General features: G+C 73.1%; 15 protein-coding genes. 4 read left to right on the top strand and 11 right to left on the bottom strand.

Features of this window, described 5'->3' with window-relative positions; genetic code table 11:
* Positions 1–32: 32 nt before the first annotated feature.
* The 3 genes from I6A60_RS14890 to I6A60_RS14880 all read right to left on the bottom strand — a co-directional run bounded on the left by I6A60_RS14890 (position 33) and on the right by I6A60_RS14880 (position 4459).
* On the bottom strand, positions 33–1778 hold the full coding sequence (locus I6A60_RS14890) for an MDR family MFS transporter (RefSeq protein ID WP_203042259.1): 1746 nt from the start codon (positions 1776–1778) through the stop codon (positions 33–35).
* A gap of 83 nt (positions 1779–1861) precedes the next feature.
* The gene (locus I6A60_RS14885; protein WP_238435462.1) at positions 1862–2533 is read right to left on the bottom strand and encodes a TetR/AcrR family transcriptional regulator; all 672 of its coding nucleotides are present in this window, start codon (positions 2531–2533) and stop codon (positions 1862–1864) included.
* 150 nt (positions 2534–2683) lie between these two features.
* Positions 2684–4459, bottom strand: a complete 1776-nt coding sequence (locus I6A60_RS14880; RefSeq protein WP_238435461.1) for an MDR family MFS transporter — start codon at positions 4457–4459, stop codon at positions 2684–2686.
* Between the two features lie 195 nt (positions 4460–4654).
* Here I6A60_RS14880 and I6A60_RS14875 point away from each other — a divergent pair, with 195 nt between their 5' ends.
* The 3 genes from I6A60_RS14875 to I6A60_RS14865 all read left to right on the top strand — a co-directional run bounded on the left by I6A60_RS14875 (position 4655) and on the right by I6A60_RS14865 (position 9799).
* On the top strand, positions 4655–6382 hold the full coding sequence (locus tag I6A60_RS14875) for a hypothetical protein (protein WP_203016014.1): 1728 nt from the start codon (positions 4655–4657) through the stop codon (positions 6380–6382).
* 197 nt (positions 6383–6579) lie between these two features.
* A complete protein-coding gene (locus tag I6A60_RS14870) occupies positions 6580–7500 on the top strand; it encodes an NAD(P)-dependent oxidoreductase (RefSeq protein ID WP_203016012.1) in 921 nt (306 codons plus the stop codon).
* 187 nt (positions 7501–7687) lie between these two features.
* Complete coding sequence (locus tag I6A60_RS14865) at positions 7688–9799, top strand: hypothetical protein (protein WP_203016010.1); 2112 nt, start codon at positions 7688–7690, stop codon at positions 9797–9799.
* Between the two features lie 12 nt (positions 9800–9811).
* Here the strand turns inward: I6A60_RS14865 and I6A60_RS14860 are convergent, their stop codons facing one another.
* The 3 genes from I6A60_RS14860 to I6A60_RS14850 form a co-directional block, all read right to left on the bottom strand.
* On the bottom strand, positions 9812–10594 hold the full coding sequence (locus I6A60_RS14860; protein ID WP_203016008.1) for an SDR family NAD(P)-dependent oxidoreductase: 783 nt from the start codon (positions 10592–10594) through the stop codon (positions 9812–9814).
* Between the two features lie 98 nt (positions 10595–10692).
* Positions 10693–12132 (bottom strand): RNA polymerase sigma factor, encoded by a 1440-nt coding sequence (locus I6A60_RS14855; protein ID WP_203016007.1) that lies wholly within the window; start codon positions 12130–12132, stop codon positions 10693–10695.
* Positions 12133–12178: 46 nt separating this feature from the next.
* Positions 12179–12526: a YciI family protein gene (locus I6A60_RS14850; RefSeq protein WP_203016005.1), complete on the bottom strand. Its 348-nt coding sequence runs from the start codon at positions 12524–12526 to the stop codon at positions 12179–12181.
* Between the two features lie 449 nt (positions 12527–12975).
* On the opposite strand from I6A60_RS14850, the gene I6A60_RS14845 reads away from it, so the two are divergent.
* Positions 12976–14799 (top strand): MFS transporter, encoded by a 1824-nt coding sequence (locus tag I6A60_RS14845; protein WP_203016003.1) that lies wholly within the window; start codon positions 12976–12978, stop codon positions 14797–14799.
* A 6-nt stretch (positions 14800–14805) separates the two neighbouring features.
* Here the strand turns inward: I6A60_RS14845 and I6A60_RS14840 are convergent, their stop codons facing one another.
* Genes I6A60_RS14840 through I6A60_RS14820 form a run of 5 tightly spaced genes read right to left on the bottom strand, consistent with a single transcriptional unit; the run spans position 14806 to position 24091 of the window.
* Positions 14806–16008, bottom strand: a complete 1203-nt coding sequence (locus I6A60_RS14840; RefSeq protein ID WP_203042260.1) for a glycosyltransferase family 1 protein — start codon at positions 16006–16008, stop codon at positions 14806–14808.
* A gap of 4 nt (positions 16009–16012) precedes the next feature.
* A complete protein-coding gene (locus I6A60_RS44005; protein ID WP_374113355.1) occupies positions 16013–20125 on the bottom strand; it encodes a glycosyltransferase in 4113 nt (1370 codons plus the stop codon).
* On the bottom strand, positions 20122–21645 hold the full coding sequence (locus I6A60_RS14830) for a glycosyltransferase (RefSeq protein WP_203016000.1): 1524 nt from the start codon (positions 21643–21645) through the stop codon (positions 20122–20124). The genes I6A60_RS44005 and I6A60_RS14830 overlap by 4 nt, the downstream gene beginning before the upstream one ends.
* Positions 21642–22958, bottom strand: a complete 1317-nt coding sequence (locus I6A60_RS14825; RefSeq protein WP_203015999.1) for an ABC transporter ATP-binding protein — start codon at positions 22956–22958, stop codon at positions 21642–21644. The genes I6A60_RS14830 and I6A60_RS14825 overlap by 4 nt, the downstream gene beginning before the upstream one ends.
* Positions 22958–24091 (bottom strand): ABC transporter permease, encoded by a 1134-nt coding sequence (locus I6A60_RS14820; RefSeq protein ID WP_307873684.1) that lies wholly within the window; start codon positions 24089–24091, stop codon positions 22958–22960. The genes I6A60_RS14825 and I6A60_RS14820 overlap by 1 nt, the downstream gene beginning before the upstream one ends.
* Positions 24092–24682 lie beyond the last annotated feature (591 nt).

Below are 24682 nucleotides of genomic sequence, written 5' to 3'. Positions count from 1 at the left end.
CACCCAGGCCGACCTGCCCAGGCCGCTCGGTGCTACCGGGAGCGTTCCGCGCTGGTTGGTGCTCCCGTCGACGCGGGGACTGCCGGTTCCTGGGGCGATCTTGGCTCGGCCACTCCGCCGATGGCGACCGCGGCGGTGACGCCTTCGACCGACGCGGCGGCGGCGAGCGGCGCGTCCGGGCCCGCGGTCTGTGGCCGCTTGCCGTCGGCGTCGACGTGCACGGTCGAGCGCATGTTCAGCTGGGGCAGGAAGAGGCTGAGGATGACCGACAGGGCGGCGACGGGCCCGGCGACCCAGAAGGCCACCTGCAGGGACTCGGTGTAGGCACCCTCGAAGCCGTGCCGCAGCGCGGGCGCGAGGCCGGCCACCAGTTTCGGGCTGACCGAGGACGGTGAGAAGCCCGCGGGCAACGACATTCCGCCGAGCGCCTGGGGCAGCTTCTCGGTCAGGTGGCTCGCGAAGATCGCGCCGAGGATGGCCGTGCCGAACGAACCGCCGATCGAGCGGAAGAAGGCCGAACCCGAGGTGGCCGCGCCCAGGTCGCGGAACTCGACGGCGTTCTGCACCGACACCACCAGCACCGGCATGACGCCGCCCAGGCCGAAGCCCAGCAACGCCAGGTAGATGACCATCTCGCCGGTGCCGATCTCCGGCGTGAGCCGCCAGGCGAGCATGAGCAGGGAGGCCGTCACCAGCACGGAACCGACGATCGGGTAGACCCGGTAGCGGCCGGTCCGGCTGACCAGCCGGCCCGTCAGGGTCGACGACACGAGCATGCCGCCCATCACCGGCACCAGCCGCAGGCCGGACATGGTCGGCTCGACGCCCTTGACGACCTGTAGGAACAGCGGCAGGAACGTGATCGCGCCGAACATCGCGAAGCCGCTGACGAAGCCCATCAGGTTGGAGATGTTGAACACCCGGTTCGCGAACAGCCTGGGCGGCAGGACGGGCTCCGGGACGCGCCGCTCGACGAAGGCGAAGGCCACCAGCATCAGGACTCCGCCGACGACCAGGCCGATGCTCGCCGCCGAGCCCCAGGCCAGTGTCGTGCCGCCGAAGCTGGTGAACAGCACCAGGCAGGTGGTCGCGCCGGCGAGCAGGGCCGTGCCGAGGTAGTCGATGGTCCGCTTCACCCGGTTGCGGGTCGACGGGAGAACCGAGGCGACGATGACCAACGCGATCGCGCCGAGCGGCAGGTTGACGTAGAAGACCCAGCGCCAGTTCAGGTGGTCGACGAACAGGCCGCCGAGCAGTGGCCCGACGACGCTCGCGAAGCCGAACAGCCCGCTGAAGACGCCCTGGTAGCGGCCGCGCTCCCGGGGCGAGAGCACGTCACCGATGATCGTCTGGGCGCCGATGATCAGGCCGCCGCCGCCGAGGCCCTGCAGCGCCCGGAAGGCGATCAGCTCGCCCATCGACTGGCTGAGGCCGGCGACCGCCGAGGCGACGAGGAAGATGATGATCGCGGCCTGGAAGAAGATCTTGCGGCCGTAGAGGTCGCCGAGCTTGCCCCACAGCGGCGTCGACACGGTCGAGGCCAGCAGGTAGGCGGTGACGATCCAGGACAGGTGCTGGGCGTCGCCGAGGTCGCCGACGATCGTCGGGAGAGCGGTCGCGACGATCGTCTGGTCCAGCGCGGCGAGCAGCATGCCGATGCCGAGCGCGATCAGGATCAGTCCGACCCGGCGGCCGCCGGAGTCGGCGGCACCGTCGGCCGACGCTGAGCCGTCGGCCGGCTGCTCTGCGGCCCTGCTCGCTGTGCTTGCGGAGGTCATCGGCTCTCCCGGAGCGTCTCGGGGGCGGGCAGGATCACGGAGCGGACAGGGTCACCAGCGAGCAGGATCACCAGCGAACCGGGTCACGAGGAGGGCCTGGTGGGCACCGGCAGGCCTTGCGCGAGGTTGGCGAAGCCGGCCCGAAGGGCGTCGGAGAGCTGCGGGGCCGACAGGTCGTCGCTTCGCTGCCAGTGGCCGATCGTGGCCCGGACGAGAGCCATCGCCGTGACCACGACCGTCATCGGGTAGGGGTGCTCGTCGACGCCGAGCCCGGCCCGTTCGCCGATCACCTCGGCGAGCCTGCGCTCGAAGTTGCGCAGGGTCGCGGCCTGGGCGCCGAACAACTGCGGGTTGGCGTGGTGCATCTGCGCCCGGGCTCGGTGCAGCGACGGATCCTGGACCTTTCGCTCCATCCGGGCGATGAGGACGTTCGCGATCGCGATCAGCGGCGGTTCGTCCGCCGGCCGGGCTCGTAAGGCCGCGCAGGCGTCGTCGACCTCGTCGTTGTCGATGCCGCCGAGGGCGTCCTCCTTGGACCGGAAGTAGTTGAAGAACGTGCGCGGCGAGACGTTGGCCGCGGCGGCGATCTCGTCAACCGTCACCCGCTCCAGCCCGCGATCGGCGACGAGGCGGACGGCCGCGTCCCGGATCGCCTGCCGGGTCTGGCGCTTCTTGCGCTCCCGCAGGCCGAGCTCGGCCGGTGCCGCCACTACCGCGGCGTCCGCGAGTACCGCGACGTCCGCGAGATCACTCATCACGGGGGCCTCCTCCCGCGCCGCCTCGGCAGCTCTGGGCTCGGTCGCGTCAGGCTCGGTTCGCATCAGGTCGCCGAATCATGCGCGTGCTACAACTTTGCCGATGCTACAACTTTGCTCGCCATACAACTTTGCAGTCTCTGAATAAATCTAGCCGAGCTGTTGCTGGACCACCGAGCCGCCCGCCGGACTGCCGAGCCGCCGGACCGCCTGGGTGGCGGGCCGGCGGCCGTGGTCAGGCGCCCGGCGGGACGTGATCAGGTCGCGGTGGCCGGTGGTCCGGCCCAGCACCGCCAGGTCGGCCGGAATCGTGTCGGGGACCGTCACGTCGGCGAGGTCCGCGGCGGCCTCCTTGCGGGCGTCGAGACCGGAGGTACGGCGCATCCGCAGCTCCGGCAGCAGCCAGGCGGTGAGGAAGCCGAGGAACGCGATCGGCACCGCCACCAGGAAGACGACCTGCAGCGAGTCGGTGTAGGTCTGGATGAACCCGGTGCGCAGCGCGGTGGGAAGGCTGGCGATGAGCCTGGGGCTCACGTCCGAGCCGGAGACGCCGCCCGGCAGCGCGTGGCCACCCATCAGGTGCGCCAGCTTGCCGCTCAGCACGTTCGCGAAGATCGTGCCGAACACCGCCGTACCGAACGATCCACCGATCGAGCGGAAGAACGTCGCGCCGGACGTGGCAGCGCCGAGGTCACGCGGTTCGACGGCGTTCTGCACCGACAGCGTCAGCACCGGCATAACCAGGCCCATCCCGACGCCGAACACGAACATCGACAGGCTCAGCCGCAGCGTCGAGACGTCCGGGGTGAGCAGCGAGAACAGCGCGATGCCCACCGTCATCAGGCCCGTTCCGACGATCGGGAAGACCTTGTAGCGGCCCCAGCTGGAGATCAGCCGGCCGGTGGTCATCGAGGCCATCATCAGGCCGAGGCTCATCGGCAGCATCTGCAGGCCGGACACGGTCGGGTCGATGCCCTTGACGATCTGCAGGAACAGCGGCAGGAAGGTGATCGCGCCGAACATCGCGAAGCCGACGACGAAGCTCATCAGGCTGGCGACCCGGAAGACCTTGATCGTGAACAGGCGGGGCGGCAGCACGGCCTCGGTCGCCCGCCGTTCGACCAGCACGAACACGCCGAGCAGTGCGACACCACCGACGGCCAGGCCGACGCTGGGCGCCGAGCCCCAGGCGAGCGAGGAGCCACCGAGGCTGGTGAACAGCACCAGGCAGGTGGCGCCTGCCGCGAGCAACGCGGTGCCCAGGTAGTCGACGGAGCGCTTGACGGTCGACCGGATCGAGGGCAGCACCCTGGTGGCGACGGCCAGCGCGGCCGCGCCCACCGGGACGTTGACGTAGAAGATCCAGTGCCACGACAGGTGGTCGACGAACAGGCCGCCGAGCAGCGGGCCGAGGACCGAGGACGTAGCGAACAGAGCCGAGAAGACGCCCTGGTAGCGGCCCCGCTCACGCGGCGAGACCACGTCGCTGATGATCGTCATGGCCCCGACGACCAGGCCGCCGCCGCCCAGGCCCTGCAGGGCGCGGAACGCGATGACCTGCGTCATCGACTGGCTGAGCCCGGCGAGCGCCGACGCGACGACGAAGATGATGATCGCCGCCTGGAAGAACCGCTTGCGGCCGTAGAGGTCGCCCAGCTTGCCCCAGATCGGGGTCGACACGGTCGAGGCGAGCAGGTAAGCGGTGACTACCCAGGACAGGTGCGCCGCTCCACCGAGATCTCCGACGATCGTCGGCAGGGCGGTCGCGACGATCGTCTGGTCGAGCGAGGCGAGCAGCAGGCCGGTGCCGAGCGCCGCGACGATCAGCCAGATCCGGCGGTCCGTGCCGCCGGTCGCCCGCGTAACGCCTCCGCCGGCGTCGGCTTGCGCGCCGTCGGTCAGGCCGGCGCTACGTGGTGAAGACATGTGCTTGCTTCCTCCGCTGGTCCTTCGTGCATCCACTACAACTTTGCCTCTCCTACAAGTTTGCAGTCAACGCAAAAATTCCCGGACTGCAGAGATCTGGGTCACCAGGCGCCGGTGCCTGGCGCGCCACCCGGACGAAACGGGCCGATCGCCCCAGGGGCCGGTGCAGCTGGGACGGCTGGGACACTGGAGGCGATGGCGACGCCGACCGACGAGCCGGCCATGACCGCCCCGACGGTCATGGCCCAGTCACCCACGGCCACCCGTGGACCCTTCGAGCCCAGATCCGCCCCCCAGACGGACGCAGTCGAGGCGGACGCAGTCGAGGCGCCCGCCGGCTCCGCCCCAGTCGACGCCGAGGCGCGCACTGACACCGGGTCCGGGCTCGGGCGGCTGCTGCGGCGTCACGCGTTGTTCGGGCTGATCGCGGCGCTCGCCCTCGCGGCCCGGGGGATCGTGGTCGCGGCCTACCAGCCGGCGTTGATGTACCTCGGCGACTCGGGCGCCTATCTCGACCAGGCCTGGCACGGCCTGTGGCCGGGGGACTGGCGGCCCAGCGGCTACCCGATGTTCCTGCGGCTGGTGCGCGGCGAGGAGCACCTCACCCGGTTGGTCCTCGTCCAGCAGTCGCTGACGTTCCTCGTCGGCGTCGTCACCTACGCCGTCGCCGTCCGGGTGACCCGCCGGCCGTGGCTGGCTGCGCTGTGCGCGGCGCCGGTGCTGCTGTCGCCATGGGTGCTGGATCTCGGCCAGTTCGTGCTCGCGGAGACGCTGTTCAGCGCGCTGACCGGGTTTGGCCTGCTGCTGCTCGCGGTGCCGGGCCGGCCCCGGCTGTCGGTCGTTCCGATCGCCGGGTTGTTGCTCGGCGCGAGCCTGCCGGTGCGGACCGTCGGCTACGGGCCGCTCGCGGTCGGCTTCGTCGTCCTGGCGCTGACCGTGAGCACCGCCGCCGTGCGGGCCCGCCGGTCGGGCGGCGTCTCCCGGCTTCGCGCGGCGTCCCGGGCGGGGGCGTTGCTGCTGTCGTTCGGGCTGGCCGCGGCCGCGCCGATCTGCGCCTACAGCGGGTGGAGCGCGTCCAGGGGCGCCGGGTTCACGGTGTCCGCGCACTCCGGGTTCTTCCTCTATGGCCGGGTCGCGCCGTTCGCCGACTGCTCGGTGCTGCCCGCGGACCGGCCGCAGCTGTCCACGCTGTGTGACCCGAGGCCCGTCGCCGACCGTGGCCAGCCCGACAGCTACCTCTGGTTGGCCAACTCGCCGCTGCGCCAGGGCCACACCCGTATCCCGAAAGGCCGCGAGCAGCTGGCCGGCGAGTTCGCGGACGCCGTGATCCGGGCCCAGCCCGGGATGATGCTGCGTACCTCGGTCGCCTACTTCGCCGGCTACTTCACGCCGACCCGGCACGAGACGCCCACGACCTCCCGGCCCGACACCTGGGAACTGCCCAACCAACTGACCAACGCGGCCCAGGACAGCGACCCGCGCTCGGCCGACGGCTACTTCGTCACGACCAGGCTCAGCCACGGGCTGGCCGGGCCGCTGGCCGCCTACGCCCGGCTGGCCTACGCGCCGATGCCGCTGGTGGGGGCCGGGCTGGTAGCCGGTCTGCTGGCCGGGCCGATCGCGCGGCTGCGGCGCCGGACCGGCCCGCCACCGGCGTTCTGGCTGCTGGGCGGCGGCGGCCTGTCCGTCCTGGCGCTCAGCGCGGCGACCGCGGGGTTCGACTACCGGTATCTGGCCTCGGTGATCGGGATCCTCGGGGCCGCGGCGGTCCTCGGCGCCGCCAGTCTCGCCCGTGCCCTGCGTCGCGGCGCCGAGCGGACCACGCCCGAGCCTGGCGCCGCCATCCCGTCTACTGATCCTGCCGCCACCTCCGACCCGGCCGTGGCATTGGACCGGAGTGCCGAGACGGTGGCCATTCCGTGACAGCCGATCGCGGGCAGGCAGAGACCTGGGCCGGCCGGCGCGCGAGGGCGGTTGAGCCGGGTAGGCAATAGTTCGGGGCGGCCGCGTTGTTCCTTGCGGCAGGAGCCGCCGTGCGACGCGTGGCGGCGGCCACGGTGCTGTCGGCGGTGGGGAGCCACGGGACCCGATGGTGGGTTGGCGACGACGGGAGGTCCGACGTGCGAGTGGCGTTTCTCGGGATGGGGAAGATGGGCCGGCTGATGGCGGCCCACGTGCTGACCGGCGGGCATGAGCTCACGATCTGGAACCGGACGCCGGCGCGGGCGCTCGAGCTGGTCGCGGCCGGTGCTCGCGAGGCCGGCTCGGTGGCGGACGCGGTGGCCGACGCGGACGTCGCTGTGCTGATGCTCTTCGGGCCCGAGTCGGCCGGCGAGGTGATGGAGTCCGTCCACGTCGCGGCCCCCGCCGGTCTCCTGGTCATCAACGGGACCACGGTCGGGCCCGAGGCGGCCCGCGAGCTCGGCCGGGCCGCGAACGCCGCCGGGCTGCGCTACGTCGACGCCCCGGTCGCCGGGACCCTGGGCCCGGCCCGGGACGGCACGTTGAAGATCCTCGTCGGCGCGAGCCCGGCCGACCTCGCCGCGGCCAGACCGGTGCTCGAGCTGTTCGGCGACCCGGGGAAGATCGTCCACGTGGGCGACGTCGGCGCCGGCAGCGCGTTGAAGCTGGTGGTCAACCTGAGCCTCGCCGAGGCGATGGCCAGCATCGCCGAGTCCCTCGCCCTGGGGGCCGACCTGGGCCTCGACCGGGATCTGGTCGTCGGCGAGCTGGCCGGCGGGTTCCTCGGCGGTGTCCTCGGCTACAAGCGGGCGATGATCGAGTCCGGGGACTTCACCGCGGCCGCGTTCACGGTCGAGGCGTTGGCGAAGGACGTCCGCCTCGCCTGCCGCGCGACCCCGCGCCCGCTCGGTGTCGCGCAGGCCGTGCTCCAGCTGACGGCCGAGGCCGCCCGCCGGGGCCAGGGCGAGCACGACTTCGCCGCCATCGCTGATCTGCCGGCACTGGACACCGACGCCGCGCCGCCCGGCGCAGCCGACCCGTCCCGCCGCCCCTACTCGGCGTACTCCGCCGAGGCCTGACCCGGGCCGCAGCACAGGGCCCCAGCGTCAGAGCCCCCGGCGTCCGGACTCCTCGACGGCCGGTACGTTTCGCCGTGATCGCCCGGCTGCGTAGGGTGCGTGCCGGCCCGATCCCGTCGGCCGCTACGGTCTCCTTTGGGCGAATTGGCCGGCGTGGCCGGCCGCCCGCGGGCGATCGGGAACCTACGTGACGACGGGGCTGTCGGGTAACGAGCACGGCCGGACCCAGCACGAGACCGGCGGCGGCGCCGCCGCGGCGGTGCGGCGGTGGGTGGCGGTCGGTGTCGTCGGCGCGGGAATGGTCTTCGCGGCGCTGGCGGGCCTCACGGCGCTCGCCATGCCGCCGTTCACCAGCGGGGACGAGGCCCAGCACACCTCCTACGCCCTCGACGTCGCGAGCGGGACCCTCCCCGTCCTCGGTACCCCCGTTCATGCCGTGCTGCCTGGGATGCCCGGCATTCCGGCCGACTGCCGGGTAACCCCCGAGCAGGCCCGCGCGGGGATCGAGATCGCTCGCCTCGGCGTGAACAGCCGTTCCTACGCCACCGGGCGCGCCGGCCCGGCCGCCGTGCCGGACGCGGCCAGGAACCGGGGCCGGACCGTCAAGACCCTCTCGTCGACGAGCCGCGCCACGCCGGGCCCTGCCACCCCGGGCCTCGGCGGGGGCGCGGGCTCCGAGGGCGTCCGACCCGCGGCCGTCCCGGCCAGCACGGCCTCCCATCCGACCTCGCTGGCCGTGCAGATGGCCGTCGACGGCGGTATGCCGGCCTGCGCGCGGGGTTCACGGGGCATCCGTGGCAACACCCAGGTGACCTACACCGCGAACCATCCGCCGCTGTTCTACGCGATCGAGGCGGTGCCCCTGAAGATCGGCCTGGAAGCCGGTCATCCACTCGCGGGGTTCCGCGCGGCGCGGCTCGTCAACATCGGGTTCGGCATCCTCGCGCTGGTAGCCGTCGCCTGGCTGGTTCGCGAGCTGCTACCGGGCCGCCCGGACCTGGCGGTCGGTGCCGCGGCGATCACCGGTGTCGTCGGCATGTTCGTGAACACGGCCGGGCAGGTCTACAACGACGCGCTCGCGGTGCTGACGATCACCCTGGCGTTGGCCGCGGTCGTGGTCGTGCTGCGTCGTGGACCGTCCACGGGGAGGCTCGTCGTCCTCGGCGCCGCGGTGCTGGCGGCCGCTTCCACCCGAGCCAGTGGACTCCTGGCCGCGGGCCTGATCGTGCCGACCGCCGGGATCGCCGTCGCCCTGCACGCCGGCCTGTCCAGGACAGTTCCGCCGGATGACGGCCCGTCCACGACCCCGCCGCCGGCCGACGGCCCGTCCACGACCGCGTCGCCGGCCGACGGCGCGCAGGAAGCGGGACGGTCGTCCGGACGGCGCGGCCGGCTGCCGGTGTGGCGGCAGGTCGGACGCGGGGTTGCGACGACGCTGGCCGGAGTCGTGGTGCTCGTCGCCGGAATCGGCTGGTTCTACCGGCGCAACCAGTCGCTCTACGGCGACATCACCGGTTCGGGCCTGATCGCCCGGATGTTCCCGACGAGCTCGTCGCCGATGTCGATTTCGCAGATTCTGCGGTCGCCCGCGTTCTGGTCGGCGATCTATCGGGGCTCGTTCGGGCGCGTCGCGTTGATCGGCGAAGGGCCGGTCCTGCGGCCCGTGCCGACGCTGCTGCTCTGGGTGTTCGCGGCCGGCCTGCTACTGGCCGTGGCGCGCTGGGTGGCCCGCTGGTCCCTACCGGGCCTGGACAGCGGCTGGCGGTCGCGAACGCTGGCGGTGGTCGCCTGGCTGCTGATCGCGCTGCACGTCGCGGTGGTGACGGCCACCCTGGTCGGCTACGTCGCCGCCGGTGGCATGTGGTTCGCCCGCTACCTGCTCCCGGCGATCCCGATCGCCGCGCTCCTGCTCGCCACCGCCCTGGGCGCGCTGCCGTTCGCCCGCCGCGGCCTGCCGACGGTCCTGGTCGTCGCCGGGCTCGGCGGGTTCGCGGCGATGATGTTCACCCGTGAGCTCGCGTTCAAGTACCCGGCGCTGGCGCGATACCACCCGGCCCGGCGGCTCGCGGCCGCGATGGTGATGTCCGGCGTCCACTCGCCGGCCGCCGTCCTGTGGCTCCTGGCTCTCTGCGCGGCGCTCGGGCTCGGCTGCCTCGCCTGCTCGCTCTGGACTCTCGCGGGCAACGCCGTACCGCGCTGGCCGCTGCCGCGCTGGGCCGCGGCCGTCCCGGCCGTCCGTTGGCTGCCGCGCCGATGGCCGCTTCCCCGCCGGCCACCGGCCACGCCCCGTGTCCCTTGATCGTCTGACCGGCTACCGGACGTAGGCGGCACCGCCGTCCACGGGCAGGATGGCGCCGGTGATGTAGGCGGCGGCGGGGCTCGCGAGGAAGACGGCGGCCGCGCCGATGTCGGTCTCCTGGTCGCCGAGGCGCCGCAGCGGGATGCCGGCGATGACGTCGGCCATCGCGTCGGGCTCCTCCGCGGCGAAGCGCCGCAGCGCGGGGGAGCTGGCGAGCGGGAAGATCGTGTTGACCCGGATGCCGTCGGGGCCCCACTCGTTCGCGGCGCCGCGGGAAAGCGCGTTCAGCGCGGCCTTCGTCGCCGCGTACACGCCCCGGCTGTGCGTCGACGGGTTCACCGAGGCACTGGACGAGACGTTGATGACGGTGCCTCCGCCACGCAGGTAGGGGTGACACAGCCGCATCAGGCGCAGAGCGGCGAGCGGGCCGGACTCCCAGCCCGCCGCGACGGCCTCCTCGCTGATCTCCAGCAGCGTGCCCGCTGGGACGACCATCGCCGAGTTGACCAGGATGTCGACCGTTCCGAACGCTTCGACGGTCCGGGCCACCAGGCGGCCCAGGTCGGCGGGAACCATCACGTCGCAGCGGACCGCGACCGCCCTGGCGCCCCGGGCCTCGATCGCGGCCCGGGTGGCGTCGATCGTCGCCTCGGTGCGCCCGCAGACCGCGACGTGCGCCCCCGCGCCGGCGAGCGCCAGGGCGATCCCCTGCCCGACACCCTGACCGGCCCCGGTCACGATCGCGACCTTGCCGGCTAACACCCGTTCCTGCCCGCCCCCGGCCAGCGTCGCCATGCCGTGGTCACCTCCACCGGTCGCCCCGCCCTCCCGGCGATGGCGGGGAGGCGAACCGAAGCGTGCGGCGGCCCGGCCCGGCTCCGCAAGAGCTGTCGTCAGCGGCCCAGCTCCGCCAGCCGCCCGGCGAGGAAGTCGCGCTCGACCTTGTTCTCCGTGAGCATCAGCGCCTCCTCGTAGGAGAGGCGGGCCTCGGTGACCCGGCCGAGGGAGCGCAGGAAGTCGGCCCGGGCGGCGGGCAGGTAGCCGTACCCGGCGAGCTGAGGCTCGGCGGCGAGCTCGTCGAGGGCGGCGAGGCCGGCCGCCGGCCCGTCGGCGAAGCCGACCGCGACCGCGCGGTTCAGCGCCACCACCGGTGACGGCCAGCGGTGCGCCAGCAGGTCGTAGAGGCCGACGATCTCCCGCCAGTCGGTGTCAGCCCAGCTCGGCGACGCGGAGTGGACGGCGGCGATCGCGGCCATCAACGGGAACCGGCCGGGCAGCCTGGCCGGCCCCGGCCCGGGCCGCGGCCCCCGGCGCACCAACGCCGCGCGCACGAGCCCGAGGCCCTCGTCGATCGCGGCCCGGTCCCACTGGGCCCGGTCCTGCTCGGCCAGGAGCAGCAGCCGCCCGTCCGGCCCGACCCGTCCGGCGGTGCGGGCGTCGGTCAGCAGGATCAGGGCGAGCAGGCCGGCGACGTCCGGGTCGTCCGGCAGCAGCAGCCGCAGCATCCTGGCCAGGTCGACGGCCCGTTCGACCAGGTCGCGGCGCACCAGGTCCGCCCCGGCGGGCGCGGTGTGGCCGGTGGTGAAGAGCAGGTGGACGACGGTGAGCACCGCGTCGACCCGCTCGGGCAGCTCCTGCGCGGGTGGCAGCCGATACGGGATGCGGGCCGCGGTGATCTTCTTCTTGGCCCGGGTGATCCGGGCGGCCATCGTGGTCTCGGCGACGAGGAACGCCCGCGCGACCTCGACCGTCGTGAGCCCGCACAACAGCCGCAACGTCAGCGCCACCCGTGCCTCGGGCGCCAGCGCCGGGTGGCAGCAGATGAAGATCAGCCGCAGCCGGTCGTCGGCGGCGCCCGGGACCATCGGTAGCTCGGAAAGGTCTCCAGCGGGCCGCGCCCTGGCCGCGCGGGCTGGCAGCCACCCGGCCGGGCCGCGGTTGGCCGGACCGTGAAGCGATCCGGGCGACGCGAGCAGGCCCTCCTCCGGACTCGGCTCGGTCTCGTCCTCCAGCAGCAGCGGGAGGCTGCGGCGCAGCGTCGCGTCCCGCCGCAAGAGGTCCAGGGCCCGGTTACGGGCGACGGTCGTGAGCCAGCCGCCAGGCCGGGTCGGGATTCCCTCGCCGGCCCACGCGGTCAGCGCGCGGGCGTAGGCGTCCTGGACGCATTCCTCCGCGAGGTCGAGGTCGCGGGTGACGCGCACCGTTGCGGCGAGCACGAACGCCCACTCGCGCCGGTGCGCGTCCGCGACCGCGGCCGCCACCTCGGCGGCCGCGGCCGCGCGCGAACCGCGGCCCTCCCGGTCGGAGGCACCCGGGCTCGGGTCCTCCGTCATCCGGCCGCGCCGGCCGCGTCAGACGATCGTCGTGGGCCGGTCCGGCTCAGTTGAAGACCCGGATCGGGCGGACCTCGACGCCGCCGAACTCGGCCGGAACCTCCTTGGCGATCGCGATCGCCTCGTCCAGGTTGGCCGCCTCGACCAGGTAGTAGCCGCCGAGGGCCTCCTTGGTCTCGGCGAACGGCCCGTCGGTGACGGCGAACCCGCCGGCACCGTCCGAGCGGATCGAGGTCGCGGTCGCCTCCGGCTGCAGGGCGTTGCCGCCGCTCACCGCCGCGGCGTTCTTCTCGTTGAAGGTGATGTGCCCCTGCATGACCCGGCCATAGACCGCCTCGTCGCCTTCGGCGTAGCCGGCCTCGTTCTCGTAGATCAGGATCAGGTACTGCGCCATCGCGTGTCCCCTGTCATCGCGGGGCCCGCCGTTCGGGCCACTCAACGGTCCGACGAACGGCCTCGGGCCGAATCGACACCCCGCTAGTGATTCTTCTCGGGTTCTGCCCGCGTCAGTCATCGCAGTGGTTTGTGGCCGTTTGCCCAGGTTGCCGGCTTGGCGGGGATAGCGTCGGCCGCTTTGGATTGTTAGCTTTGGTTAAGCAAGCATGTGCCGCCGGCCTGTCGGGCCCGCCGGTGGCTGCGCGTGCGGGACCAGCCCGGGTGCCGCGGACCACGTCCGCCGGTGCCCCGGCTGCCTGGCCGACAGGCGCCGGTCGCGGCGGGGAGAGCCCCGCTCGGGCCGTGCGCGGCCAGGAACTCGCGGACGGCGTCGAGTCTCGGGCGGGACGTCTCGTCCCCGCGCGCCGTGACGCCATGGCTTGGGCCCGGAGGGGAGTCGCACCCACGATGACCGCGAGGCCCGCCTCACCGGACAGCTCGGCCCCCACCACCTCAGACGGCCCGGACGACGCCCGGAGCCGGCGCTACGCCATGGTCGCGCTGTCGAACACGACGGTCGGTGTCCTGATGGCCACGATCGACGCCTCGATCGTGATCATCTCGCTGCCGGCCATCTTTCGTGGCATCGGGCTGGACCCGCTGGAACCCAGCAACATCAGCTACCTGCTGTGGATGCTCATGGGCTACATGGTCGTGGTCGCCGTCCTGGTCGTCTCGCTCGGCCGGCTCGGCGACATGTACGGCCGGGTCCGGATCTACAACGCCGGCTTCGCCGTCTTCACCGTCGCCTCGGCGGCCCTGGCGCTCACTCCGTGGACGGGGTCGAAGGCCGCCCTTTGGCTGATCATCATGCGGGTCGTGCAGGGCATCGGCGGCGCGATGCTGACCGCCAACTCGGCCGCGATCATCACCGACGCGTTCCCGGCGAACCGACGCGGGATGGCGCTCGGCATCAACCAGGTCGCCGCCCTGGCCGGCTCGTTCCTCGGGCTGGTGCTCGGTGGCGTGCTCTCCGAGTGGAACTGGCGGGCGATCTTCTGGGTGAACGTGCCGATCGGCATCGCCGGCACCATCTGGGCCTACCTCAGTTTGCGGGACAACGGCCGGCGGACCGCCGCGAAGATCGACTGGCTGGGCAACCTGACCTTCGCCGTCGGCCTGACCTCGCTGCTCGCCGCAGTCACCTACGGCATCCAGCCCTACGGCGGCCACATGATGGGCTGGACGAACCCCAAGGTGCTCACCGCGCTGATCGGCGGCGTGGTCGTGCTCGGGATCTTCGCGGTGATCGAGACCAGGGCCGAGCAGCCGATGTTCCAATTGGGCCTGTTCCGGATCCGCTCGTTCGCCGCGGGGAACATCGCGCTGTTGCTGGGCGCGGTCGCCCGTGGCGGCCTGCAGTTCATGCTGATCATCTGGCTGCAGGGGATCTGGCTGCCGCTGCACGGCTACGACTACGAGCAGACCCCGCTGTGGGCCGGCATCTACATGCTGCCGCTGACGATCGGCTTCCTCGTCGCCGGGCCGGTGTCCGGGGCGCTGTCCGACCGGTACGGCGCGAAGGTGTTCTCCACCGGCGGACTGGTCGCCTCCGCGGCCGGGTATCTGGGCCTGCTGCTGATCCCGACGAACTTCCACTACCCGTCGTTCGCGTTGCTGCTCCTGCTCATCGGCATCGGCTCGGGGCTGTTCGCCGCTCCGAACAGCACCGCGATCATGAACGCGGTCCCGGCCGAGATGCGCGGCTCAGCCTCGGGGATGCGCTCGACGTTCATGAACTCGGGCAGCGTGCTGTCCATCGGCGTCTTCTTCTCGCTGATGATCGCCGGTCTCGCGTCGGTGCTGCCCCGGACCCTGACGGACGGCCTGGCCTCCCACGGCGTGCCCGCGGACGTCGCGACCCGGATTGGTTCCCTTCCTCCGGTGGGCAGCCTGTTCGCCGCGTTCCTCGGTTACAACCCGGTCGAGCACCTGGTTGGCTCGGACACCCTTGCCAAGATCCCGCCGGCCGACGCGCACACCCTGACGGGCAGGGAGTTCTTCCCGTCGCTGATCGCCTCGCCGTTCCACCACGGTCTCGTGATCGTCTTCACGATGGCGATCGTCATCACCCTGATCGCCGCCGCCGCGTCGCTGCTGCGCGGTGGCCGCTACGTCCACGTCGACGAGGTGCCGGCGCAGTCCGACGCCGCGCCGCTGCCGGCGCAGCCGTCGGCCGCAGCGACCGTGACCGTGTCGAGCGCCGACGGGGTCGTCTTCCCGGCCGACTGAACCGGGTCAGGACCGCGCGGCCCGGCGGTAGACCTCGGCGGTCAGGCGGGCGGTGCGCCGCCAGGTGAAGGTGCGGGCGTGGGCCCGGCCGGCCTCGCGCGGGCCGGCCGGCTCGGCGCCGCGGGTCGGGCCGTCCGCGAGGCCGGCGTAACCCCCGTCGATGACATCCAGCAGCGCGTCGGCGAGGCGGTCGACGTCGGCCGGCGGTACCAGCCGCACGGCCCGGCCGACGACCGCGGCGGTCACCTCGCGCACCGCCGGGATGTCGACGGCCACGACCGGGGTGCCGGCGGCGAGCGCCTCCAGCGGCGGCAGCCCGAACCCCTCGTACCGGGACGGGAAGCACAACGCGACCGCGCCCGCGACGGCGGTGCGCAGGTCAGCGGGGTCGAGATAGCCGGCGGTGATGACCGCGCCCTCGGGCAGGCCGGCCGTGTCCAGGGCCGGTCCCCAGCCCGCGGGGCCGACGAGCACCAGCGGGGGGATGTCCCGGTAGCTGCCGTGCAGGCCACGCAGCGCGGACAGCAGCGCAGCCAGGTTCTTGCGTGGCTCGGCGGTGCCGACGAACAGCAGGTAGCGCTCGGGGATGCCGTGCGCGCGCAGCCAGTCCTGGGACGGCGGCCGCGCGTCGAACCAGGCGCCGTCGACGCCCAGCGGGGTCACCGTCACGAGGTCGGGGTGCAGCCGGTAGGCGCCGATGACCTCGTCGGCGACGGCCTGGCTTGGGGTGATCACGGCGGCGGCCCGGCGCAGGCCCCGGGGGACCAGCGTCGTGTACCGGGCGGACGCCGTGCTGACCGCGTCCGGGGTCCGCAGATAGGACAGGTCGTGGACGGTGAGCACGCCACGGGCACCGCGCACTGGCGGGAGCACGAAGTTGGTGGCGTGCAGTACGTCGGCCCGGCCGGTGAACAGCTCGACCGGCAGCCGCTCGCCGCGGGCCCAGGACTCCTGGAGCAATCGGGCCGGCGCGCGCCGGGCGGCCGGGGCGACCCCGGGCGGCAGCGCCTGGGCGAGTCCGGCGAGGCCTCGCCAGGTGAACGCGGTGGCGGCGAGCTCCAGGGGACAGCCAGGCTCGTCGCGCTCGTCGACCAGATCCGCGAGCCCGGCGAGCAGGTTCTCGACGTACCGGCCGACCCCGGTGCGCTGGCCCAGCAGCGGGGTGCCGTCGAGGACGACCCGCAGCGGCGCTTCGGCCGCGCCGCTCATCTGGTCAGCCTTCGTACAGGTGGTGACGGCTGGCGATCGTCCGCCAGCGCTCCGCGAACGCCTCGTCGGAGAACAGCTGGGCCCGCTCGACCGCCTCCTCGGCCAGCCGGGACCGCAGCCCCTCCTCGGCGGCGAGCCGGCGGGTGAACGACATCAGCTGCTCCGGCTCGGTCCAGCGGAAGCCGTCGATGCTGTGCCGGACGATCTCCCGCTGCCCGGCCCGGTCGATGACCACCGGGACGCAGCCGCCGGCCATCGCCTCGACCGTCGTCATCCCGAAGTGCTCGGCCGTCCACGGCTTGCGTCGCTCGTCCTCGCCCCAGCCCGTCGCCGACCAGAACACCGAGGCCGTCGAGAGCAGCCGCTCGACCTCCGGCCGGGGCGCGTTCGGGTGCAGCTCGACCGGCAGGCCGGCACCGGCCGCGCGGACCTGCTCGACGTAGTTCTGCTGCGAGTCCTCCATGCCACCGACGACGTGCAGCGTCCAGCCGGGCAGTGCGCCGGCGTTGTGGAGCTCGGCGAACCACTGGACCATCTCCAGCTGCCGCTTGGCGTGCCCGAGGCCCGGCGCGAAGAAGCGGCCCACCGTGATGATGGACTTCTCCCGCACGGGCGCCGGACGCAGCCGCTCGACCTGGATCGGCGGGTAGAGGACGTCGGCCTCGTTGCGCCACATCCGGCGAATCCAGGTGCGGGTGAAGTCGGAGTTCGCCATCACGACGTCGTAGCGGTCCAGCCAGGCGAGGTCGTGCGGGTCGCGCAGCAGCCACGGGAAGCGCAGCGCGACCTTTGCCGGCAGGCTCTCCTGGGCGTCCACCAGCCGGGGCCGGCTGATCGCGATGCCCAGCTCGCGGACGTCCGCCGCCCCCGGCGTGAACGGCTCGCTGACCAGCGTGATCTCGGTGCCGACCTCGGACTCCGGCAGCGGGATGTCGTGCCCGACGAACTCCGCGCCGACGTCGATCTTGGCGATCGTGTCGCCGTTCGGGGCGAGGATGCGCAGCGGGGTGCCGGTCGGGGCGCCGGGGCGGCCGAACTCGGCGCGCAGCGCCCGCCGGCCGCCGGCGGAGATCGAGAGGATCGCCCTGCCGGACGACCAGCGCCACTGCCGGACCCTGCCCCCCTCCGGCGGGTACCAGCCGAGGCCGAAGTCGACGGCCGGGCGCACGCCGCGCAGCAGCGGGCCGGCCGACCGGACCGCCGCCTTGCGCCACGCCGCCATGTCGTGGTCGAACGGCGTCGGGAAGAAGCACAGGTAGGCCGCCTTGCGCGACCGGGTCGGTATCCGGCTCATGTACGAGCCGTTGATGAACAGGTCGTACTCGCCCGACAGCACCGACAGGTCGTCCTCGCCCCGGTCCGGGATCCGCACGTAGCGGCAGCCGGAGAGGTCGAGGCCGAGGTGCGCGCCCAGCTTGGCGAGATCGACGTCGGAGTGGCCGAGGATGTCGACGTTGGCGCCGTCTCCGGCCATCACCTGGGCGATCATGCCGTTGTGCCGCTCGCCGCCGCCCATCGAGTGCCAGAACCGGTTGTAGACGGCGGCCCGCACCTGGCGGCCCGACGGCACCACCGACGGTCCCGGCTGCCCGGCGGGCTCCGGCTCCCGGTAGGCCGCGGGCCGCTCGGCGGTCTCCGGCCTGGGCCGCGGGTCGGGCTGGGAGGCCGGCTCGTCCCGCGACGGCGCCTCGGGTTCGACGATCGGTTCAGCTTCGGCGGTTGTGGTGATGGCCGCCGGCAGCGGCGCCGGTTCGTCCTCGTTCAGCCGCGGCTCGATCGGTTCGGCGTTGGTCAGGGTGTTGGCTCCCGCTGGTTCGTCGTGTGCCTGCGGCCCGTCGGTCACGAGCGCGGCGGCGGCCGGCTCCGGGGTGACCAGGTTCGGCACGCCCCGGTCGGGGACGGCCGGTTCCGGCAGCGACCCGACCTGGAAGCCGACGTGGCGCCGGGAGCCCGCGAAGCCCGAGTAGGTCATGAAGGCCAGGTCGGACGGGTGGTCCGGGTGCACCGGCCCGGGCGGGTTGGCCGCGTCCTGGTTCTCGTCCCCGGCTGCGGTCTCGCCATGGTTGGCGTCGCCCGTCGGGCCGTCGTGCGCCTCGGCCAGTGGCTCCTCGACCACTGGCGCCTCGGCGACCGTGGGTTCCTCGGTGGCCACAGGTTCTTCGGTGGCCGGCGGTTCCTCCGCGGCGGGCGGTTCCGGTCGCGCCGGCTCGTCGATCACGGGCTGGCTCGGGACGCTGCTGGCGGTCGGCAGCGGGGCGGGCTCGGAGGTCTCTGCCGGCGGCGCTGCCCCGGACGGGTCGACGAAGACGCCTTGGCTCATGACGGTCTGGACGCCGGACCCGGCCGGGACGTTGTCGGCCACAGGTGCCGGCGGCTCCTCGTCCGCGTCGAGAACGTCGGCGTCAGGGGCGACGGGGTGGTCGTCGGCGACCGGCGCCGGGTCTGCCGCGGCGGCGGGCGCCGGCTGGAAACCATGGTCCACGTCGAGGAAGTCGTCCGCGTCGATCACGCGTTCGTCGGCGAACGGGAGCCCGTCGGGTCCCACCGAGACCCGAATGTCCCCGACCGGATCGAAGGTGGGGTACGAGCTTCCGGGCAACGTGTCGGGGGCCGGGAAGCGCTCGGCCAGCAGGTCGAAGTCGCCGCCCGGGAACGGCGTGACCGGCTCGGTCGGGAACGGCTCGAACACCAGGTCGTCCAGCGGGTCGGCCGACGCTGAGGGAGCTGTCGTAGGCGCTCCGCCCAGGCGGTCCGGCTGGTCCGCGCTGGCCGGGAGGTCCACGCTGGCCGGGAGATCGTCGCTGGCCGGGAGATCGTCGCCGGCCGTCAGGTCCGGGCTGGCCGGGCTGGGTGCCGGGTCCTCGTCGGCACGGTCGGCCGGCCCGCTCTCGACCGGCATGCGCTCGACCGGGACCCGCTCGGCCGGGGTGTGGGCGACCGGGCCGCTCTCGGAGGGGGCCGCGTCGTTGACGGCGGCGGCGCTGACTCCGGCCAGGAAGCTGGCGAGACGCGACCTGGGGACGGCTGTCGTGTCCTGGTCCGTGAACACGGGCGTCGCGGCGTCGGTCGGCCTGCCCGCGTCGGGACGGTCCGCCTCAGTCTGGCTCGCCTCCGGCTGGCTCACCTCCGGCTGGCTCACCTCCATCTGGCCGGCGTCGGCGCGGCTGATGTCGAACCAGCCGACCTCGGCCGGGTCGGTGTCAGGGCCGTCGGACCACGGGGGCCGCCGTCTGGGCAGCGGCGCGTCATCCGCCACCGGCTCGGCGGCGAGGCCGGCGGCCAGCTCCTCGGGCAGGTCGTCGGACAGCGGGTCCCAGCGCGGCAGGTCGTCCGGCGGCTCTCGCAGGTCGACGTCGAGCGCCTGGTCGGCGTCCGTGTCCGTCACCTGGTCCACGACGACGGCCGGTGTCGGCTCGACGGCCGGTGTCGGCTCGACGGCCGGCGTCGGCTCAGCGCGCCGAGCCGCGCCCGTGAGCCGGGGCTCGGGGGTGACGCGGCTGGGTAGCTCGACGGGCAGACCGGTGGCGCGGTCGATGACCAACCCCTCGACGGGCTCGCCGACGGGGCGGGCGGCCGGAAGGTGCGCGCCGGGCCCGCTGTCCGCCGGCGGCACCGGGGCCGCGGCAGGCGGCGTGGCGTCGAAGGGCGCGGACGGCTCAAGCGGGGCAGACGGTTCGCGGGGGTACAGGGGCGGCAGGGGGTCCAACGACGCGAGCGGGCTCAGCCGGCCCGGCCGGTCCGACGGCTCGTCCGGACGCAGGAAGCGCTCCAGGTCGGCGGCTCCGGGAAGCTCGATGGCGCGGTCCTCGCCACCCGGACGCCCGGTGTCGAAGGCGTCCCCGGTGATCCATTCGGGTCGGGCGAACGGATCAAGCCGGGTGGGCTGGTCCAGCGGGTCGGGCCGGTCGAACTGGTCCAGCGGACCGAGCCGGCTCAGGCCCAGCGGGTCGAGCGGGTCGAAGGTGATCGCGTCGTCGGTGGCCGGCGGGGGGAGCTGGTCGCGGCCGAACGAGCCGGCGCCGGGCCGGTCCGCGCCGTAGCCGCGCGGGGTACCGCCGTCGGAGTCCGCCGGGTCCGGCGTCTCGGGCCGGTCGCGCTCGTCGGGACGGTCGGTCATCGTGACACCAGCCAGTCCTGCAGCGAGCGACGTCGTTCGCTCGCGGTGCGGCCGATCTCCCGCCGCCGCGTGACCATCGCAGGGAACAGCCGTAGATACGAGCCGATCACTTTCAGCCGCAACAGCGTCGGCCGGACCGCCGGCCGGCTGCGGGCCGCCCAGCCCTGGCGCGCCGTACGGAGCGCGATCGACGCCGTCGTCATCGGATAGCGCGCCACCGCGGACACGGCGAGCGGCAGGGTCGCGTCCTTGGTCAGCATGAGCAGCCGGTTGCGGTCGGTGTGGAACACGAACAGTGGCGACCACTCGACGCTAGACGCGGAGTGGACGTGGCGCAGCACGGCGCCGGGCACGTACCGGATGCTGTACCCGCGGGAGCGGATCCGCCAGGACAGGTCGGTGTCCTCGTAGTAGAGGAAGAAATCGTCGTCGAACCAGCCGACGTCGTGGCCGAGCGCGGCGCGCATCGCCATCCCGTTCCCGCAGGCGGTGAAGACCTCCTCCGGGTTCGCGAACTGGCCGGTGTCGACCTCCTGGTAGCCCCGGTCGGCGCCGTAGCCGTCGCGCAGCACGATCCCGCCGACGTTGTTGATGACGTCGACCCGCGGCGACGTGGCGTCGATGGTCACCGAGACTGTGTTCGGCTCGGTGCCCGCCACGGGCAGCGCGGCGAAACGCGCGGCACCGCCGTCGGCCGCGGCCCAGCCGGGTCCGCCGTCGGCCGGGCCGGCATGGCCGTCCCAGCTGACCACGACGGTCTTCGGGGCCTCGGCGGCCCAGGTCAGGCCGAGCGTCACCGGGCCGTCGTCGGGCACCGGAACCAGCAGCTCGCCCGAGCCGCGGGTCCAGAAGAACGGCGCGTCCGGGGGGCCCTCGGCACCGAACGTGAGCCGCTCCCAGAGCACCTCGCGCAGCACGTCGCGGCCGTTGACGGTAACCGCGGAGATCCGGACGCCGAGCGACCGTGAGTCGTGCGGGCCCGGCGAGAAGGTCGGCGTCTCCAGGCGCAGCCGCAGGAAGCGGGGCAGGAAGACGACCTTGCCGGTGACCGCGCCGAGCTTCTCGCCGCCGGGCTGCTCGAACGGGGCGAGCAGGTTGGCCAGCCAGTCGACCTGGGGCACCGCGTCGTTGTTCAGCAGCACCGCGAAGGTGGTGTTGACCTGGCGCAGCGCCAGGTTGTTGCCGCCCGCGAAGCCGAGGTTCTTCGGCGACTCGATCACCCGCACCCACGGGTAGCGCTCGGCCAGCAGCGCCCGCGAATGGTCGGACGACGCGTTGTCCACCACCCAGGTCTGGAACCCGAAGGCGGTGTTCTGCTTGGCGACCGCGTCCAGGCACGGCGGCAGCAGGTGGGCGCCGTTCCAGTTGACGATGACGATCGTCGCGAGCGGCCGGTCACCCCAGCCGCCCGCGGGCCCGCCGCCGTCCGTGCCGCCGAGCGCCGGCACCGGTGCCTCGGGCGCGTCCTTGGTCAGGGATGCCACCTCGAGCGGGTGCACCCCAACAGGTTGCACGGTCATGCGCGAAGCCTCGCCTCGTAGTCGACCTTCACAAGGCCTTCACCGTGGGAACCGTGGACTCCGAACAGATCGTGGAAACGCCGTTCGGTGATCGGCTTGCCGGTCGTCGCGTCGGCCACCTCGACCCGGACGGCGAAGGCGCCGAGCAGGGTCGGCAACGCGTCGATGGTGAAGTCCAGCAGCGAGAAGCCTGAGCTGATCTGGACGCCACCCGGGGGGGTCTGCATCACCCAGATCGGCAGTTCCTGGGGGCCGACCGCGATGCAGCGCACGGCGACCCGCTCGGGATGGTCTTCGTCGGTCTCAAGTCCGACGGTGATCGTGAGCGACTCGCCCGGCTCGAAGGACATCTTCGGCTGGCCGCCCGGCGCGTCGCTGTAGCCGATCGTCTCCGGCCGGACGGTCGCCTGGCTGAAGGCGCCCTCACCCTCGGTCGGCGAGCTGCCCAGCCGCTGGCGCAACAGCTTGGTGCCGACGGCCGGCGCGCCGTCGTGAATGATCTTGCCGGACTCCAGCACGATCACCCGGTCGCACATGTTCTCGATCAGGTCGAGCGAGTGGGTCACGAACAGGATCGTGCGGCCCTGCTGGCGGAACTCCTCGATCTTGGCGAGGCATTTGCGCTGGAAGGCCTCGTCGCCGACGGCGAGGACCTCGTCGACGAGCAGGATGTCCGGGTCGACGTGCACCGCGACGGCGAAGCCGAGCCGGACGTACTGGCCGGACGAGTAGTGCTTCACCTCGTCGTCGATCTTGTGCCGCAGCTCGGCGAAGTCGACGATCGCGTCGAACAGCTTGTCGGTCTCGCGCTTGGTCAGGCCGAGCAGGGCCGCGTTCAGGTAGACGTTCTCCCGGCCGGTCAGCTCGCCGTTGAAACCGGCACCGAGCTCCAGTAGCGAGGCGATTCGCCCGTTGACCTCGACCTTGCCGCTGGTCGGGCGCAGGATGCCGGCGAGCACCTTGAGCGTCGTCGACTTGCCCGAGCCGTTCGCGCCGGCGAGCCCCACCGTCTGGCCGCGGGGGATCTCGATGTTGATGTCGCGCAGAGCCCAGAAGTCCTCGCCGGACAGGCCGCCGCGGCGGACGAACATCTCCTTCAGGCTCGTCGCCCGCTTGTGGTAGGAGACGAACTTCTTGCTGACGCCGGTCGCGCGGATCACCGTCGGGGCGCCTGCTGCGGCGCCGCCGCGGGCGACCGGGCCGCCGGCCGGCAGCACGCCGGCACTGACGCTCGCGGTGCCGGCACTGGCCGCCCGGCCGGCCGGGGTGGCCTCGTGGCCGGGGGGCGCGTGCGGGGGGGAGGTCTGGGGCACTAGAGATCCTCGGCGAAGTCGGCCTGCAGCTTGCGGAACACCCAGATACCGACGGCCAGCACGCCCAGCGAGATCAGACCGGCGATGCCCAGGTGCTTGAGGTAGAAGAGGTATCCCGGGTCGGCGAGGACATTCGACGTCGTACCGTCCGCACGCGTGATGGAGACGTCGTTGACGTAGATCGCCCGTTGGAAGGTGGCGACGACGACGGCCATCGGGTTGAGCAGGTAGATCCAGGTGTACTCGTGCAGCCGGTTCTGGATCAGCCCGAACGCGTAGACCATCGGGTTCGCCCAGACCCAGGCCATCAGCGCCACCTCGATGAGGTGCGGCGTGTCCTTGAACCGGACCGACAGCGCGGAGACCAGCATCGACATGCCGGTCGTGAAGACCAGCGCGACCGCGCCGGCCGGGATGAGCAGCACCAGACCGCCGCCGAGCAGCGGGTAGCCGAGCGCCAGCACCACCACGAACAGCACCAGCAGCTGCAGCACGAAGTGCACCGCGGCGAAGCCGACTGCGCTCAGCGGCAGGACCGGCAGCGGGAACCGGACCTTCTTCACCAGGTTGGCGTTGCCGATGACACTGCCGCAGGCCGACGCGACGCTGCCCGCGAACGCGTTCCAGACCAGCATCCCGGCGAGGAAGTAGATGCCGAACCGCGGCACGCCCGACTTGAACACGACCTGGAACACGAACGTGTAGACGACCAGCAGGAGCAAGGGGTTGGCCAGCGACCAGGCGAAGCCGAGGGTCGAGCCCTTGTACTTGACCTTGAGGTCCTTGCGGATGAGGTTGCGCAGCAGCTCCCAGCGGACCCGGCTCTGCGCGCGCGACCGCCGGGCCAGCACGCCGGGGTTCCGGCCCAGGTCGGCCGCGCCGACCGAAGCTGTCCGGGCGGCGTGCCGCGGCCCTGAGGGCCGGCGGGCCGGTGGCGTCGGTGGAACGCGCGCCGGCTGGGCGAGCCCGGTCTGCGACGCCGCCGGGACGGGCGCCGTGGACGGCGCGGGCGTCGCGGATGGGACACGCGGTGCCTGATCCGCCTCGGGCATCGTCGCGGTCGGCGACGGTGACGGGGACGCTCCGGCCGCGCCACCCTGCCCAGCGGCGGGGCCAGCCCCTGCGACCTGCACTGCTCGGCTCCTTCTCGACCCTGTACGACGCCGGACCCTGAACGACGCGGACCGACCGACGATCATCGGGCCCTGGCCGGTCGCCGGTCCGGGGGTCGCCGGGCCTGTGTCGCCTTGGGACCGCCGTTCGTAGCGCGGACGGCCCCTGTTGTTGTCCAGATCGTGCCATGGTCCCGGGTGTGCCCGCCGAGGCGGGTGACGTCCGGAATTGGCGACGATAGTCGTGCGCCCGTGCCCCGCGCTCGGACCGCACCGGGGATCAGCGTCGCCACCTCGTACGGAACATCGGCGAGTACCCGCGTCACACCGTGTACCCACATCGCGGTACTCCGCCTCGCACCCTGGCCTCGTACCCTGCTCCGGCGGCGCACCGTGCGCCCGCATGGCACTACTGCCGCTGGCACTGCTGTCCTTGCACTACTGCCGCGCATGGCCGCCCAACTGTTCGCGTCGCCGTTGACGCCGGTCGCCGGGTTCCGCGGGGCGGTTCATAGTATCTGGGCCGCCTGCTCCGGCACCGGTCGACGCCTTGACCCGCCCTGGCCGGAGGAGGCGCGACAGCGCGCCTGGTCACGTGTTCGGCCCGGCGAC

The sequence above is a fragment of the Frankia sp. AgB1.9 genome, from assembly GCF_016786355.1.
Classification (GTDB): domain Bacteria; phylum Actinomycetota; class Actinomycetes; order Frankiales; family Frankiaceae; genus Pseudofrankia.
The sequence above is the reverse complement of the archived record's forward strand: the minus strand, read 5'-3'. Positions and strand labels throughout refer to the sequence as shown.

Coding starts and splice junctions, on each gene's coding strand:
- I6A60_RS14890 (WP_203042259.1), bottom strand. CDS start 1,778: ATGACCTCCGCAAGCACAGCGAGCAGGGCCGCAGAGCAGCCGGCCGAC.
- I6A60_RS14885 (WP_238435462.1), bottom strand. CDS start 2,533: ATGAGTGATCTCGCGGACGTCGCGGTACTCGCGGACGCCGCGGTAGTG.
- I6A60_RS14880 (WP_238435461.1), bottom strand. CDS start 4,459: ATGTCTTCACCACGTAGCGCCGGCCTGACCGACGGCGCGCAAGCCGAC.
- I6A60_RS14875 (WP_203016014.1), top strand. CDS start 4,655: ATGGCGACGCCGACCGACGAGCCGGCCATGACCGCCCCGACGGTCATG.
- I6A60_RS14860 (WP_203016008.1), bottom strand. CDS start 10,594: ATGGCGACGCTGGCCGGGGGCGGGCAGGAACGGGTGTTAGCCGGCAAG.
- I6A60_RS14855 (WP_203016007.1), bottom strand. CDS start 12,132: ATGACGGAGGACCCGAGCCCGGGTGCCTCCGACCGGGAGGGCCGCGGT.
- I6A60_RS14850 (WP_203016005.1), bottom strand. CDS start 12,526: ATGGCGCAGTACCTGATCCTGATCTACGAGAACGAGGCCGGCTACGCC.
- I6A60_RS14845 (WP_203016003.1), top strand. CDS start 12,976: ATGACCGCGAGGCCCGCCTCACCGGACAGCTCGGCCCCCACCACCTCA.
- I6A60_RS14840 (WP_203042260.1), bottom strand. CDS start 16,008: ATGAGCGGCGCGGCCGAAGCGCCGCTGCGGGTCGTCCTCGACGGCACC.
- I6A60_RS44005 (WP_374113355.1), bottom strand. CDS start 20,125: ATGACCGACCGTCCCGACGAGCGCGACCGGCCCGAGACGCCGGACCCG.
- I6A60_RS14830 (WP_203016000.1), bottom strand. CDS start 21,645: ATGACCGTGCAACCTGTTGGGGTGCACCCGCTCGAGGTGGCATCCCTG.